We start from the raw sequence: 14,548 nt of genomic DNA on the forward strand, positions 1-14,548 counted from the left end.
CGGATGCCCTAAAATCGCTATTTCATCTGTCTCTCTGGTCATCGCAATTTACTCTAAAAGTCGAATGCCAATTTATATATCAAAAATTCTTTTCAGTTCTTTTGCCTGGCGGCGGCTTACCGGAACTTCATCCTTTTCGTAACCCTGTATTGATAAAATGTAAGTTCCACCAAACCAGGGGATTATTTCCTTAACCTTTTCTAAGTTCACGAGATAGCTTTTATGAGCCCTGAAAAAATTCGGGCTGTTTATTTTTTCTTCCAGTTCCGTCAGGGTATAAGCAGAATAAAATTCTCCGTATATTGTTTTAACTTTACTTCCCTTTTCCTCGGCCTCACAGTAACAGATTTCCTCGGGATATATTAGATGAATTCTGTTATTTTTCCAGAAAGATAGTTTCTTGCAGCAGGGTTTTTCAAGGCTCCTCAAGTATTCCGCCACCTTTAAAATTTCATCCTTCTCTTTCCTGTTTCGAAAAATTTCTATTAGTTTGTTCACAGTTTTTTCAATTCTGCTGGCGGAAAAGGGTTTTAAAATATAATCCACCGCATTTACTTCAAAGGCTTTTACAGCGAATTCGTCGTAAGCGGTAGCAAATATTATCAACGGCGATTTTTCTTTTTGAAGAATGTTTCGGGCTACTTCAAAACCGTCCATATCCCACAGTTTAATATCGAGAAAAACCACGTCGGGCTTTTTTTCATCCACCTTTTCAATGGCTTCCTGACCCGAAAAAGCCTCATCTATTATTTTTATTTCCGGATAAGCTTCCAGAAGATATCTCAGTTCATCCCGGGCTGGCGGTTCATCATCTACCAGCAGCGCGGTAATTTCCATAAGCCTCCCTCCAGGTCCTTTCGGTAGAAGGAATAAAGAACTTCACTTCAGTGCCCTTCATTAACTTCGTATTTATTCTTAAACGGCTTTCGGATCCATAAAGATTTTCCAGCCTGGCATTTACATTATATAATCCTATTTTCTCACCGCACTCCTTCTTATTCAGGAGATTTTCAACTCCATTTTCATCCATTCCAAGACCATTATCGGCAACAGTTATCTCTATTCCGCCTGTAACTTTTTTTGCTTTTATTAATACAACCCCGCCTTCCTTTTTCGGCAGCAAACCGTGTTTTACAGCATTTTCTACCAGGGGCTGCAAAATCAGCGGGGGTACCATTACATTGGTATCCGGTTCAATTTCGTAAACTACTTTTAATCTGTCGCCAAACCTTGCTTGTTCGATGGCAAGATAAGCCCTCACGTGTTCAAGTTCCTGTTCTAAAGGCACCATATCCTTAACGGAGCTAAGGTTTTTTCTCAAGAATTCACCCAGGTAAATAAGAAGTGACCGTGCTTTTTCGGGGTTGCTGCGGCAGATGGAAACAATTGTATTTAGCGCGTTAAAGAGAAAATGGGGATTAATTTGAAACTGCAAAGCTTTTAACTCCGCTTTAGCAAGAAGCTTTGCCTGATATTCCATCTTTGAAAGCTCCAGCTGGGTGGAAAAAAGCTGGGCAAGCCCTTTAGCCAACCGAACATCGATATCGGTAATGCTGTTTTCCCTTACTTTATAAAGTTTAAGGCAGCCTATAACCTGGTCCTTTTCCTTCAAGGGCACGATTACCGCCGACCTTAACGGGCATTCGTTAATCCTGCATTCGATTTCTTCCTTATTTGAAGCTATCTGGCATTCGCCTGTTTCTAAAGCTTTTTGCGTAAGTTTTGTCAATACATTAATCTTGCTCTTATGGTGATCCTCTCCCGCCCCTATGTGTGCAAGTATCTGTTTATTATCGGTAATCGCCACCGCATCGTAATTTACTTTTTCGTAAATTATCTTTGCCGCTTTGTAAGCGGAAAATTCATTTAAACCCTGCCTTAAATAGGGGAGTGTTTCCGAAGCGATTTCCAGTGCAATTTGCGCTTGATAGGCTCCTACCCTTTCCTGCTCGCCAAAGATGCTTTCTATTATCGATATAAAAAGCGCAATTCCTGCGGAGTTTACCGAAGTCATGGGGAACCATATCACCTTTACCAGATTCAGAGCAGCAGAAAAAGGTTTTGCAACGATCAATATAATAACCATCTGTAATAGCTCCAAAGCGATACCAATTAACAAAGCACTTTTCCAGCTTACCTTCCCATGATTTAATTTTTTATGCAAAAGACCGGCTATCGTTCCTTCGGTAAAAGTAGAAAGACCGCAGGCCAGCGCGGTAAACCCTCCAATATCTATGGCCCACCTGTGAAATCCCGCGATGAATCCCGATAAAACACCAACAAAGGGCCCTCCTAAAAGTCCTCCTATTATGACACCTACCGCCCGGGAATTGGCAATAGCTCCATATACAGGAATACCCATATAAGTCCCGAGTATCCCGAAAGCTCCAAAAATAGCTGAAAGCAGTAATTTATCCTTAATTGAAACATGCTGCTTTAATATTAAATTTTTAAAAGCTCTGTTTTTTGAAAGAAGTAGAGCAATAATTATAAATATCCCCAGTCTATTAATAAGTCCTTTAAGGATTAAATAAGCCATTAAAGCTTACCCCCAAAAATATTCTCTCCATCAATAATCTTTATAATATAAATATACCATATTTATGAGATTTTTAATTAATTTTTTGATTTTCCATTTTTCTCTGTTTTTAAGACCTTTTCCAGGTTTTTTCCCCAACGGCTGACAATTACCTTTTCGTTTTTTAGATCCACTGCGGCTATATTTATTCTGCTCCATCCCTTTAATAAAAAAAGGTAGCTCTTTTCAAAGGAATAACTTTTAATAGATTTTTCTACCTTTTCCTCAAGGCCCTCATCTAATATCGCTATCCCGTTTACAATGGTGCACATATGGTCTTTATCAGGATTTACGTAATTATCGTGAATTTTCTTGAGCAACCCGCTAAAAAGCTGAAAATCCTTTTCTTCAAATCTTTTTTCAAATAACTTTATTGCATAATACTCATTAGTATAATAGGAGTCAATAACATCATTGGGAGTTAAAAAGGTTCTAACATGTTTTGCGTGGTATTTTGCAAAAAGATCAAATTTATTTTCATCAATTAAATAATCTTTTTCTATATCAAAAAATGGTTTTAATTTGTTGTATATTATTTCTAAGTACTCTGCCGGTTCCATCAAGCCTTAATCCTCCCTTCTTTAAAGATAAAGGAGGTGGGTATTCACCCACCCCTTTAATTTTTAATTACATTTTTATATTTGTATTTTTACCCGTTTTTTTATTCGTCAGGGTGTTATAAGTTACAACTATCAGAATAATCGAGAGGACGAAAAGCGCCACCGCTAAAAATACCAACAGGTAATTTTTTGCAATATAGAAGTTCTTCATTAAAAGCAAGGTAGCTGTGAGGGTAACTGCAAACATCCAGATCATAGGCACTAAAGTAAACGTTGGGTTCTTACCGGTTTTTATGAACCATGCGGTCAATGCCAGTAATGCTAAAGCCGCAAGGAGCTGGTTTGAAGAACCGAAAATGGGCCATATCTTCTGATAACCGTAGGTCACTAAAACATAGGAAATAATTACGGTTATAGCGGTAGCTACGTATTTATCCGCAATCCAGCTGGTTTTGCCGGTTTCGGATTCAAAATATTCCTGGAAAATATATCTGGCAAGTCTTGTAGCGGTATCCAAACTGGTAAGAGCAAAGGCTGAGAAAGCCAGGGTTATAAATACCTTGCCAAATTCTTTTGGAACTCCAAAACTGCTCATAAATTCAGAAACACCGTTAGCAAAAATTACTGCAGGCGCTCCTTGAGCTTTTGCCACGTAAGATACAGATATTAGAGAAACAATAGCAAGAAGTCCTTCAATTAACATTGCACCGTAACCTACGAACCGGGTATCTTTTTCGCTGTCAATTTGTTTTGCAGTGGTACCTGAACTTACGAGGGAATGGAAACCGGAAATTGCGCCACAGGCTACGGTAACGAAAAGTATCGGGAAAAGATACTGGGGTCCTGCACTGGTAACAACCGTAAAACCCTTAAAAGCTTGAAGTTGAAGCGTCGGTCTCATTATAATAATCCCCAGAGCACCGCCAATGAGCATAGCGTAAAGTATAAAGGAATTCAGGTAATCCCTGGGCTGAAGCAGTAACCATACGGGTAATACCGATGCAAAGAAAACGTATACAAGAAGGATATACTGCCAGGTTTCCTTACTTAACTGGAGGAAGGGGTATTTGTAGCCTATCCATATGGAAAGGAAGATTACTGCAACACCAATTATTGTTGAAACAGCTAAATTTGCATTTCTCCTGTAAACAAACTCACCAAACAGCATTGCAATAAAAATAAACAAAACCGATGCGGTTCCCGCTGCCGGAGTTGCTGCAAAAGCATCTGCGGTTATGCTCGTAAAAGCACCTACCACCAGAATCAGTGTAAGCCAGGCATAGATGTTAAATAGCTTTTTCCCTGTTTTGCCAATATTGGCTTCAATGATTTCGCCTATGGATTTACCCTTGTGTCTGATGGATGCTAAAAGAGCTCCAAAATCGTGAACTCCACCTACAAATATACTGCCTATCACTATCCACAAATACACCGGCAGCCATCCGAAAATAGCCGCCTGAATAGGTCCCGCAATAGGGCCCGCTCCCGCAATGGAGGCAAAATGATGCCCGAGAAGTACAAATCTATTAGTTGGCACATAGTCTACGCCGTCGTAAAGTTCATGAGCGGGAGTTTTCCTGTCTACAGATATCCCCCACTGTTTTGCCAGGTAGGCACCATAAGTGGCATAGGCCGCAATGAAAAGCACGGCACCCAGAATAAGAAGAACCAATGAATTCATTAGTCCAACCTCCTTTTGAATATTAAGCGGATAAATAAATTAAATTCCTATGCTATTAAATCTTTCCCCTTATCCCCCCCTTATCCAGTTTTTTGCGAAATTTGGGGTAATTTTAATACTAATATAAATATACTAATATTCAGTTTATTTTATTATACCTTCAGGCTTTCTTAGTGTAATCTGCTTTTCCCCGAACGGCAAAAAAATAGCTTCCATCGGCACAAATTACGGAGTAATCGAAAAAGCCATCCCTAATTGAGATGGCTTCTATTATTTCAATTAAAAGGCTGGAAAGGTTATTTAAAAACCTTTCCAGCCTTTTTTAAAGAGCTAAAATTTATTGCCTCTTTTTCAAAAACCTTTTTCAAAAACATTCCCGTGTAGGAGTTTTCATTTTCCGCTATTTCTTCTGGGGTGCCTACCGCTATTACCTGTCCGCCCCTTTCCCCGCCTTCGGGGCCTAAGTCAATTATATAGTCTGCCACTTTTATCACATCCAGGTTGTGCTCGATTACTATAACGGTGCTTCCACCGTCCACCAGCCTCTGAAGGACATCCAACAATTTTATTATATCCGCCGGGTGAAGCCCTGTGGTGGGTTCATCCAGAATATACAGGGTCTTGCCGTTACTTTTTCTGGATAACTCCGTAGCAAGCTTTACCCTCTGGGCTTCTCCTCCGGACAAGGTGGTGGAAGGTTGTCCGAGCTTTATATAGCCCAGGCCCACATCCCGCAAAGTTTCTAATTTCCTCTTAATTTTGGGATGGTTTTCAAAAAACTCTAAGGCCTCATCCACGGTCATATCAAGGACATCAGCAATGTTTTTTCCCTTATACCTTATTTCAAGGGTTTCCCGGTTGTACCTCTTCCCTTTACATACCTCACAGGGGACATAAACATCCGCAAGAAAATGCATTTCAATCTTTATTATGCCGTCCCCTTTGCAGGCCTCGCACCTTCCGCCCTTTACATTGAAGCTGAACCGACCCGGCCTGTAACCCCTCATCCTTGCTTCCACCGTTTGGGCAAAAACTTCTCTTATATCGTTGAAAGCTCCCGTATAGGTAGCCGGGTTCGAACGGGGGGTTCTTCCAATAGGAGATTGGTCCACGTTTATAACTTTTTCGAAAAATTCCACACCCTCGATAGAATCATAAACTCCGGTGTTGGCCCGCACATTGTAAAGCTTTTCCTTTAACGCCTTGTAGAGTATTTCGTTAACAAGGGTGCTCTTTCCCGAACCGGAAACCCCGGTTACGCAGGTAAAAAGTCCCACCGGGAAGGAAACATCAATGCTTTTCAGGTTGTGTTCCCTGCACCCCCTGAGGGTAAGCCATCTTCCATCGGGAATACGCCTTCTTTCCGGTATTTCAATCCTCAATTTCCCTGATAGGTAACGCCCTGTCAGGGATTCCTCGCATTTTTCAATTTCTTCCGGAGGGCCGGCAGCAACAACCCTTCCGCCCTTTTCTCCCGCACCGGGACCGATATCAATAATATAATCGGCAGAGCGCATGGTGTCTTCGTCGTGTTCCACCACTATGACCGTATTGCCAAGATCCCGTAGCCCTTTTAATGTGTTTATAAGTTTTTCGTTATCCCGCTGGTGAAGGCCGATGCTCGGTTCGTCCAAGATATAAAGCACTCCCACCAGCCTTGACCCTATCTGGGTGGCAAGCCTTATTCTCTGGGCCTCTCCTCCCGACAGGGTACCGGAAGCCCTGTCCAATGTAAGGTAGTCCAGGCCCACATCCATCAGGAAATTCAGCCGGTTTTTTATTTCCTTAAGAATCTGGTGGGCAATCACCTTTTCCTTTTCCGTAAGTTGGAGGTTCTCAAAGAACTCCAAAGCATCCCTTACCGAAAGGGCACTTACCTGGGCGATGGATCTACCGTTTATTTTTACCGCCAGGCTTTCGGGTTTTAAACGCGCTCCATTGCAGGCGGGGCATGGCTTCGTGCTCATATACTCCTCTATTTCTTCCCGGGACCATTCCGAATCCGTTTCCTGGTAGCGCCTCTTTAAATTGTTAATAACCCCTTCAAAATAGCTTTTAAAATGGCGGGTACCCGAATATCTCCCTTCAAAGGTGAATTCAATAAGCTCGTCGGAACCGTAAAGGAGTATATTTATCATCTTTTCCTCCATTTTCTCAAGGGGAGTATCTACATCGTACCCGTAATGCTCGAGAACCGCTTGAAGCATCTGAAAATATATCCCGTCAGGGCTGGAATTCCACGGTGCTATGGCACCTTCCGCCACCGATTTTGTTTTATCGGGTATTACCAGGTCCGGGTCAATTTCCATGTTTATACCCAAACCGCTGCAAACGGGGCATGCACCGTAGGGGCTGTTGAAGGAAAACATCCTGGGGGTTATTTCTTCAATGCTTATCCCGCAGTCGGGACAGGCGAAATTCTGGGAAAACAGAATCTCTTCTTTTTCCACCACATCAATTAAGACGAGCCCCTCCGCCTTCGAAAGGGCAACTTCTATCGAATCGGCGAGCCTGGATTCTATACCTTTCTTTACGGTTAGCCGGTCCACAATTATTTCTATATCGTGTTTTTTATTCTTATCAAGTTTAATATCTTCCGAGGTTTCGTATATTACTTTGTCCACCCTTATCCTTACAAATCCTTCCTTTTTAATTTTCTCAAAGAGTTTCTGGTATTCACCCTTCCTGCCCCTGACAACAGGGGCTAAAACCTGTATTTTAGTCCCTTCCGGAAGAGCCATTATGGAGTCCACCATCTGGTCCACCGTCTGCTGGGATATCTCCCTGCCGCATTTCGGGCAGTGAGGCTTGCCGATCCTCGCAAATAAAAGCCTTAAATAATCGTAAATTTCCGTTACCGTCCCCACTGTGGATCTGGGATTTTTACTGGTCGTTTTCTGGTCAATGGAGATCGCAGGAGAAAGCCCCTCGATGTAGTCCACGTCGGGTTTCTCCATCTGGCCCAAAAACTGTCGGGCATAGGCTGAAAGGGACTCCACGTACCTCCTCTGTCCTTCAGCGTAAATGGTGTCAAAAGCAAGGGTGGACTTCCCCGATCCAGAAATACCGGTTATCACCACCAGTTTATCCCTGGGAATTTCCACATCTATATTTTTCAGGTTGTGTTCTCTTGCACCTTTTACTATTATCTTATCTTTGCTCATTTTTATCTAACCTTCCCCAAAGCTTTTTATGCCTTTATATTTTTTACCACACCAAATACCTGTGCATTTATCTCAAATATTATATCCCTTATTTTTGCGGCTTTTTCAAACTCTAAATTTTTGGCCGCATCTTTCATTTCTTTTTCGAGTTTTTCCAATAAAGCCTTAATCTCCTTTTTGGTCATCTTGTTTATATCCTTATCCGGCAGGTATTCCATTTTATCTTCAGCCGCTTTGGTGGCTTCGATAAGTTCCCTTATACCTTTTCTAACCGTTTCGGGTGTAATGCCGTGCTTTTTATTGTATTCCATTTGTATTTTTCGCCTTCGGTTGGTCTCGTTTATGGCTTTTGCCATGGACTCGGTGATGGTGTCCGCGTACATGATTACCTTTCCTTCCGCATTTCTTGCAGCCCTGCCAATGGTCTGAATGAGGGAGGTCTCGGACCTCAAAAAGCCTTCTTTATCCGCATCGAGAATCGCCACAAGGGATACTTCGGGTAGATCCAATCCCTCTCTCAAAAGGTTTACCCCCACCAGGCAATCGAATTTCCCAAGGCGAAGGTCCCTCAATATTTGAAGCCTCTCTAAGGTATTTATTTCCGAATGAAGATATTTTGCTTTAATACCCACATCCTTCAGGTAATCGCAGAGGTCTTCCGCCATCTTTTTTGTGAGGGTTGTTACCAGCACCCTCTGGTCCTTCAATGCCCTCTTTTTTATTTCCCCTATCAAATCGTCAATCTGTCCTTTAATAGGCCTTACTTCCACTTCAGGATCCACAAGCCCGGTAGGCCTTATAATTTGCTCAACTATTTTGCTGGATTTTTCAAGCTCATAAGGGCCGGGAGTGGCGGACATAAAGATAACCTGATTAATCTTTTTTTCAAACTCTTCAAAAGTAAGGGGCCTGTTGTCGAAAGCCGATGGAAGCCTGAACCCGTGTTCAACCAGGGCTTCCTTCCGCGAGCGGTCTCCCGCCCACATGGCTCTAAGCTGCGGTATGGTTACGTGGGATTCATCTATTATAATCAGATAATCTTCGGGAAAATAATCGAGCAATGTGAAGGGCGGTTCCCCGGGTTTTCGCCCGGTAAGGTGCAGTGAATAGTTTTCTATACCCTTGCAGTATCCCGTCTCCAAAAGCATTTCTATATCATAGTTGGTCCTCTGCTTCAATCTTTCTGCCTCTAAGACCTTGCCCTGGCTCAAAAGCTCGTTAACCCTTTCCTCCAGTTCCTTTTGTATGGAAGCAATCGCCATCTCCAAGCGATCCCTCGGAGTAACGTAATGGGAAGCTGGAAATATCGCCACATGAACCCTTTCGCCTATCACTTCTCCCGTAAGCACATCCACTTCGGTGATTCTATCGATGGTATCGCCAAAAAACTCTACCCTTATAGCCCTTTCGGAAAACGAAGCGGGGAAAATTTCCAGCACATCTCCCCTTACCCTGAAGCTCCCTCTTTTAAAATCTATATCATTTCTGACATATTGTATTTCCGTTAACCTTCTTATTACCTCATCCCTGTCCCTTTCCATCCCGGGTCGAAGGGAAACCACCTGGCTTTCATAGTCCACCGGTGAGCCCAGGCTGTAAATACAGGAAACGCTGGCCACTATTACCACATCGCGTCTTTCAAAAAGGGCAGCAGTAGCCGAGTGGCGAAGTTTGTCTATTTCGTCATTTATAGAAGCATCTTTTTCTATATATGTATCCGTTTGAGGAATGTATGCTTCCGGCTGATAGTAATCGTAGTAGCTTACAAAATATTCCACAGCATTTCCCGGGAAAAATTCCTTAAGCTCGCTGCAAAGCTGTCCTGCAAGGGTCTTATTATGGGCAATTACCAGGGTGGGTTTTTGAACCCTTTCTATAAGATGAGCAATTGTAAAGGTTTTCCCCGTTCCGGTCGCTCCGAGCAGTGTTTGAAATTTATAGCCCTTAAAAATCCCATCAGCCAGTTCTTCTATAGCTTTCGGCTGATCACCTTTTGGTACAAAATCCGATACCACTTTAAAACGGCCCATTTTCAGGCCCCCTTTTTTTATCAGTTATTCAAATAGAAAATGTCACTTTAGCATTATAACAAAATTAGATTTTGTTTAAAAGTATTATCGAAACATTGTTCGGTATAATTTTATATTAAAAACCGGCCCTTTGCAATAAGCTTAGGGCCGGTTTAGAATTTGACTTAAGTCATTCTCTTACTTAAATTACTTCTCTTCAGTATTTTTAATTGCGGACCTGAGCATGGTTATTGCGGTGTAAACTATTACGAATACTACAAGCCACTTTAGTAATGTTAAAGGTAAGGATTTTACAATATAAGCTGCTATTAATACGCCGAGAGAACCGAAGATTGTGATAGCTACCGAAGCTTTTCTGTCGTAAGCGCCTTCCTGAACGAATTTAATGGATGCTGCCGGCATCAAGAAAGCGCAGGAACCCATCATTATCGGGAATGCCACCCTGGGGCTCATGCCGAGCGCATAAACCAGTGCCATACAGGGTGCGTAAAGTCCGATTCCTATTGTCATCAAAGCGCCCAGGATAAAGTTCCCTACAACACCGATAATTAATTTTGAACCGGTTAGCCCAATGGCTTCACCGCCAACAGGCATCAACCCAAGAAGACCGGCAACGAATACGAAAGCAACTACCAGTAAAGCGATACCCATACCCAATTGAATTTTCTTTTCGGGAAGTTTTGAAACAATTCCGGCACCCAGAACCGCACCAAGGGTTGCCGCAGCGAGCATGGAAATTAACGTAATGGGCTCTACTTTAATTACAGTCATGAATATGAAGGCTTCGAGTACAACGGGGATGGTCATGCTTACGTTCAAAGTACCGGGGATTAGTCTGTCAGGTACTAATTTGAACAGCTTAAAAAGGGCGGTGGTCGGAGCAAAGCTTCCTATTCCAAGGGTGTCGAAAAAGTTTACGATAAATCCTACTACCGAAAGTGTGGCAAAACTTGCGTTGGAGAAGGTGTGCTTGTTCTTCACCGTATCCTTTACGAAATAGTAGGAAAAACCTAAGGTCAAAAGACCCAGCGCTGATAATACAGCTTGAAGCATATAATTTTTTCCTCCTTCTTATTAATAATTTTTCATGGTTAATTTTTATTTTACGATTTTACAGCAGTCACCGCTGGCAGATGAACCGAGTAAGAATCCGTATTTTACGGGATCTTCGGGATCTATTACCATCTGGTTAAAACCGGTTATAAAGGCATTTCCCGTAATTTCAGGTATGACAGCTTTATAAGGCCCAACAGTTGTCTCTGCCACCAGTTCACCTTTAAAAATAGTTCCTATAATACTTTCATAGTAAAAGGGTTGGTTTAAACTGAGCTTCCCTTTTGCAAAGAGGGTAGCCATTTTTGCACTGGTGCCGGTTCCGCAGGGAGACCTGTCCGCCTGTCCATCCCCAAATATAACCACATTTCTAAGGTGAGCGTTAGGATTATCGGTTTCATCGTAGATTTCCACAAGGTCAATGGTTTTTATGTGTTCCTTTTCCGGATGCTGGACTCTTATCTGTTCATTGGCAGCTTTTTTTATTGCCATCCCTATTTTTATTATTTCATCAACATTTTCCGGTTTTACTTTAATATTCAGCTGTTTCGCATCCACTATTGCAAAGAAACTTCCGCCGAAGGATATATCAGCTTTTATTTTCCCTATTCCTGCTACATCTATTTCCACATCGGATTTGTATAAAAATGCAGGGACGTTTCTTACCGTAACCGATTTGACCACATTGTTTTCCACTTCCGCTCTTGCTTCCACAAGGCCTGCAGGGGTATCCAGTTTTACGTAAGTCACCGGCTCAACGGGTTTTACCATACCCGTCTCGATGGCTACCGTTACCGCACCAATGGAGCCATGGCCGCACATATTGAGATAACCACCGCCGTCCATGAATATTATTCCAAAATCCGCTTCAGGATTCACCGGGCTTGTAATTATTGAACCGAACATATCCCTGTGACCGCGGGGTTCGTGCATTAAAGCCCTTCTTATATGGTCCATATTTTTTTCCAGATATTCCTTTTTCTCGGCCATGGTCTTACCCGGAATGGCCGGAATACCACCTATTACCACGCGGGTTGGCTCTCCCATGGTATGAGAGTCTACTGCATATATCATTTTTTCAAACCTCATTTTTTACCACCTCTTCTTTTCATTTTTTCTTTTAATATTTTCAGGGCTTTAATCATATCCTTTTCTTCGACGGTATTCTGGCACACTATTTCCGTCTCCATCCCTTCCTTTGCCTTATCTAAATCAATTATATCCTCCATATACTCATTTTCAACCACAAGCCCGTTTCCTGCAAAGGTTAAGCCAACCACCGGTATACCCCTTTTGCCCAGTTCTTCAATATGAGCTGCAAAATCCACATGCTGATTTCCAAAACCTTCGGCATAAATAATTACTCCATCCACTCCCAAGGCTTCTGCCAGCATCCCCAATCTTTTTGCTACATAAAACTTTTCTTCATTGTCCTGCGGACTTCCCACCACTGCAACACCTAATAAATCTATTTCCTTATCCCTCCTTGCCACATCTACCATGGGGTCATTGACGTGGTGGAGGGTTGTTTCTTTTGTAGAAGGTCCTACACCCATTTTTACCACTCCTAAGTTACCGAATGTATGCCGCCATCCTTTACCTCGTTGGGAGTAAGAATAATCGGCACATTTCCGAGGTCTATGATGGATTTTCCTCCCCTTACACCGCCCGGCTCGGAAGGCATTATAATTTTTTCATGCATTGCCCCCTGTCCCCCGAGCTCTTTTACTATGAGTACTTTGGGCAAGCCCTTTCTCCTTACATCTTTGTAAACCACGGTATTTGCCGCTTCTTCGGGGGATAATTTCTTCAGCTCCTGTCTTATTCTATCCAGTATAAAATCCGCTACCTGATGCGCTGCCAATGGTCCCCGCCTCTCCATACCGGTACCTTTTTCAATAACCACATTAATCCTAAAAATTATATCTTTAGTTCCGGGTGTGCCGGGCATATTAAAGGCTACCTTATCCTTCAGTACGCCGTGGGAGGAACCGAATTCCGACACCTGTTTTCCTTCTTCGTCAACTCCGGTAAGAAAAACCACCATTCCGTTTAATATATGAGTAATTCCTTCCCCTATTTTTCCCTCTACTTTTGTCATTACCGGGATTATATCCATTATCGTATTTGTGAAAATATTTCTATTTTCGGGATAAATTACATCAAACGTTATTTTTTTCACAAGTTGGCTAATTTTTAAAGCTTCTTCCGTTAATGAAGAATCAATATATAAGGTATTATTGCAGATTTTCGTATTATCTGAAATTTTAATATCTTTTATAAAAAATTCTCTTATTTTGAGCTCCCTTAAGACTTCTTCTCTCGGGAGTACCCTAAGGTTTTCCTTTTTTAACTCTTTTTCCCTTTTTTTCTGCTTCTCAATGGCTTCCACGTATTTTTCAGGCATTTCTACGGTAACGCTTTTGGCGTTAGCCATAGATATCTTGAACATATGAAGACCCCCTGACTGCCCCCTGATAAATTTTTTTTAGCTCCCGGCAAAAGCCAAAAAGCTTTTGCCGGGTATAATTTGGGGGGTATTAGATTTTTGCTTTGTATTCGTAGGGTAGGTGAATAATTTTTCCGGGAACATCAATTTCTTTAAGTGCTTTTAATGCATCTTTTAATATTGCTGTTTGCATTGCTTTGTTGTTGGGTTCTCCTACGTTGGCTCCCATGGGTACCATCGGAGCGACTATTCTCGGTGAACCCTGCTGTTTTGCTACCGGCGGCAGTGCTGCTATAAGCACCGTAGGAATTCCCGCACTTTCAATTGCTCTCTGCACAATCACGGCAGAGCGGTGGCAGGTCCCTCACCCGGCGGTAAGAACAGCTACATCCACCCCTTCTTTTTTCAAGATTTCTGCAATGGCAGGACCGGTTTCCTCCTGGAATTTCTTAACGTTTCCACCACCACCCATAAATCCTATATTTACAGGTGCAATGGCTTTTATAAAGCCTTCTGCTGCCAATTCCCTCAACCGGTCAATAGGGAACATACAGTTGATATCTCTGTTTACATCGGTGTTATCATAACCTCCGTGAGTTACCATCAACTCCGAAGAAGGAGTATCTCCCGGAATTTCACGGAAGGTAAAATCGCCTGCTAAATTGAAGGGTTTTTGTGATTTTAAGTGAACACCTGCTGCAGTAACAAAGGCAACAGTGCAATCCTTTAATTCTTTGGTAAAAGGAGTAAAAACGGGTGGTGGGGTTATTGGTACGAATATTTCCGACTGCAGCCCTTCTATTACCGTCAACTTCATCTTTCACGACCTCCCATCATTTATTAATGTCACATAGCTCATCATTAATTCCACTTCGTCTCCTTCAGAGGGGTGCCTGTCGGATATGAGCATCCTCAAGGGCACCCGGAGCATTCCCATTCGACCTTTAAATTCAATTTTTACATCCCTTTCGGTAACCTCAATGATCCTTCCTCGTATCCTGTTGAGGCCCGAATATAATTCATCCATTTAAAA

General features: G+C 42.3%; 12 protein-coding genes. All 12 read right to left on the bottom strand.

Annotated elements, in window-relative coordinates:
* Positions 1 to 72 precede the first annotated feature (72 nt).
* Positions 73 to 837, bottom strand: a complete 765-nt coding sequence (locus ACPLOV_RS08450; RefSeq protein ID WP_424908107.1) for a LytR/AlgR family response regulator transcription factor — start codon at positions 835 to 837, stop codon at positions 73 to 75.
* Complete coding sequence (locus ACPLOV_RS08455; RefSeq protein WP_424911011.1) at positions 809 to 2,539, bottom strand: LytS/YhcK type 5TM receptor domain-containing protein; 1,731 nt, start codon at positions 2,537 to 2,539, stop codon at positions 809 to 811. The genes ACPLOV_RS08450 and ACPLOV_RS08455 overlap by 29 nt, the downstream gene beginning before the upstream one ends.
* A 77-nt stretch (positions 2,540 to 2,616) precedes the next feature.
* Positions 2,617 to 3,141, bottom strand: a complete 525-nt coding sequence (locus ACPLOV_RS08460) for a hypothetical protein (protein ID WP_424911012.1) — start codon at positions 3,139 to 3,141, stop codon at positions 2,617 to 2,619.
* Positions 3,142 to 3,205: 64 nt separating this feature from the next.
* Complete coding sequence (locus tag ACPLOV_RS08465) at positions 3,206 to 4,819, bottom strand: carbon starvation CstA family protein (RefSeq protein WP_424911013.1); 1,614 nt, start codon at positions 4,817 to 4,819, stop codon at positions 3,206 to 3,208.
* A gap of 296 nt (positions 4,820 to 5,115) precedes the next feature.
* A complete protein-coding gene (uvrA, locus tag ACPLOV_RS08470) occupies positions 5,116 to 7,983 on the bottom strand; it encodes an excinuclease ABC subunit UvrA (RefSeq protein ID WP_424911014.1) in 2,868 nt (955 codons plus the stop codon).
* 26 nt (positions 7,984 to 8,009) lie between these two features.
* On the bottom strand, positions 8,010 to 10,013 hold the full coding sequence (gene uvrB, locus ACPLOV_RS08475; protein ID WP_424908102.1) for an excinuclease ABC subunit UvrB: 2,004 nt from the start codon (positions 10,011 to 10,013) through the stop codon (positions 8,010 to 8,012).
* Positions 10,014 to 10,199: 186 nt separating this feature from the next.
* Positions 10,200 to 11,066 carry a sulfite exporter TauE/SafE family protein gene (locus ACPLOV_RS08480; protein ID WP_424908101.1) on the bottom strand — a complete coding sequence of 289 codons (867 nt, stop codon included), beginning with the start codon at positions 11,064 to 11,066 and terminating at the stop codon, positions 10,200 to 10,202.
* 45 nt (positions 11,067 to 11,111) lie between these two features.
* A complete protein-coding gene (locus ACPLOV_RS08485) occupies positions 11,112 to 12,155 on the bottom strand; it encodes a proline racemase (RefSeq protein ID WP_424908100.1) in 1,044 nt (347 codons plus the stop codon).
* A complete protein-coding gene (locus ACPLOV_RS08490) occupies positions 12,152 to 12,622 on the bottom strand; it encodes a glycine/sarcosine/betaine reductase component B subunit (protein ID WP_068748318.1) in 471 nt (156 codons plus the stop codon). The genes ACPLOV_RS08485 and ACPLOV_RS08490 overlap by 4 nt, the downstream gene beginning before the upstream one ends.
* A gap of 11 nt (positions 12,623 to 12,633) precedes the next feature.
* Entirely contained in the window at positions 12,634 to 13,518 is an 885-nt protein-coding gene (locus ACPLOV_RS08495; RefSeq protein ID WP_424908099.1) for a glycine/sarcosine/betaine reductase component B subunit, read from the bottom strand.
* A gap of 88 nt (positions 13,519 to 13,606) precedes the next feature.
* Positions 13,607 to 14,332 carry a D-proline reductase (dithiol) protein PrdB gene (gene prdB, locus ACPLOV_RS08500; protein WP_083947382.1) on the bottom strand — a complete coding sequence of 242 codons (726 nt, stop codon included), beginning with the start codon at positions 14,330 to 14,332 and terminating at the stop codon, positions 13,607 to 13,609.
* 3 nt (positions 14,333 to 14,335) lie between these two features.
* On the bottom strand, positions 14,336 to 14,542 hold the full coding sequence (locus ACPLOV_RS08505) for a CBO2463/CBO2479 domain-containing protein (protein WP_068748314.1): 207 nt from the start codon (positions 14,540 to 14,542) through the stop codon (positions 14,336 to 14,338).
* Between the last annotated feature and the right edge of the window lie 6 nt (positions 14,543 to 14,548).

Origin of the sequence: Thermovenabulum sp. (assembly GCF_049723235.1) — a bacterium.
Taxonomy (GTDB): domain Bacteria; phylum Bacillota; class Thermosediminibacteria; order Thermosediminibacterales; family Thermosediminibacteraceae; genus Thermovenabulum.

What these genes read in the sequence shown, in the direction of transcription:
- ACPLOV_RS08450 (WP_424908107.1), bottom strand. Translation starts at nt 837, where the DNA reads ATGGAAATTACCGCGCTGCTGGTAGATGATGAACCGCCAGCCCGGGAT.
- ACPLOV_RS08455 (WP_424911011.1), bottom strand. Translation starts at nt 2,539, where the DNA reads ATGGCTTATTTAATCCTTAAAGGACTTATTAATAGACTGGGGATATTT.
- ACPLOV_RS08465 (WP_424911013.1), bottom strand. Translation starts at nt 4,819, where the DNA reads ATGAATTCATTGGTTCTTCTTATTCTGGGTGCCGTGCTTTTCATTGCG.
- uvrA (WP_424911014.1), bottom strand. Translation starts at nt 7,983, where the DNA reads ATGAGCAAAGATAAGATAATAGTAAAAGGTGCAAGAGAACACAACCTG.
- uvrB (WP_424908102.1), bottom strand. Translation starts at nt 10,013, where the DNA reads ATGGGCCGTTTTAAAGTGGTATCGGATTTTGTACCAAAAGGTGATCAG.
- ACPLOV_RS08480 (WP_424908101.1), bottom strand. Translation starts at nt 11,066, where the DNA reads ATGCTTCAAGCTGTATTATCAGCGCTGGGTCTTTTGACCTTAGGTTTT.
- ACPLOV_RS08485 (WP_424908100.1), bottom strand. Translation starts at nt 12,155, where the DNA reads ATGAGGTTTGAAAAAATGATATATGCAGTAGACTCTCATACCATGGGA.
- ACPLOV_RS08490 (WP_068748318.1), bottom strand. Translation starts at nt 12,622, where the DNA reads ATGGGTGTAGGACCTTCTACAAAAGAAACAACCCTCCACCACGTCAAT.
- ACPLOV_RS08495 (WP_424908099.1), bottom strand. Translation starts at nt 13,518, where the DNA reads ATGTTCAAGATATCTATGGCTAACGCCAAAAGCGTTACCGTAGAAATG.
- ACPLOV_RS08505 (WP_068748314.1), bottom strand. Translation starts at nt 14,542, where the DNA reads ATGGATGAATTATATTCGGGCCTCAACAGGATACGAGGAAGGATCATT.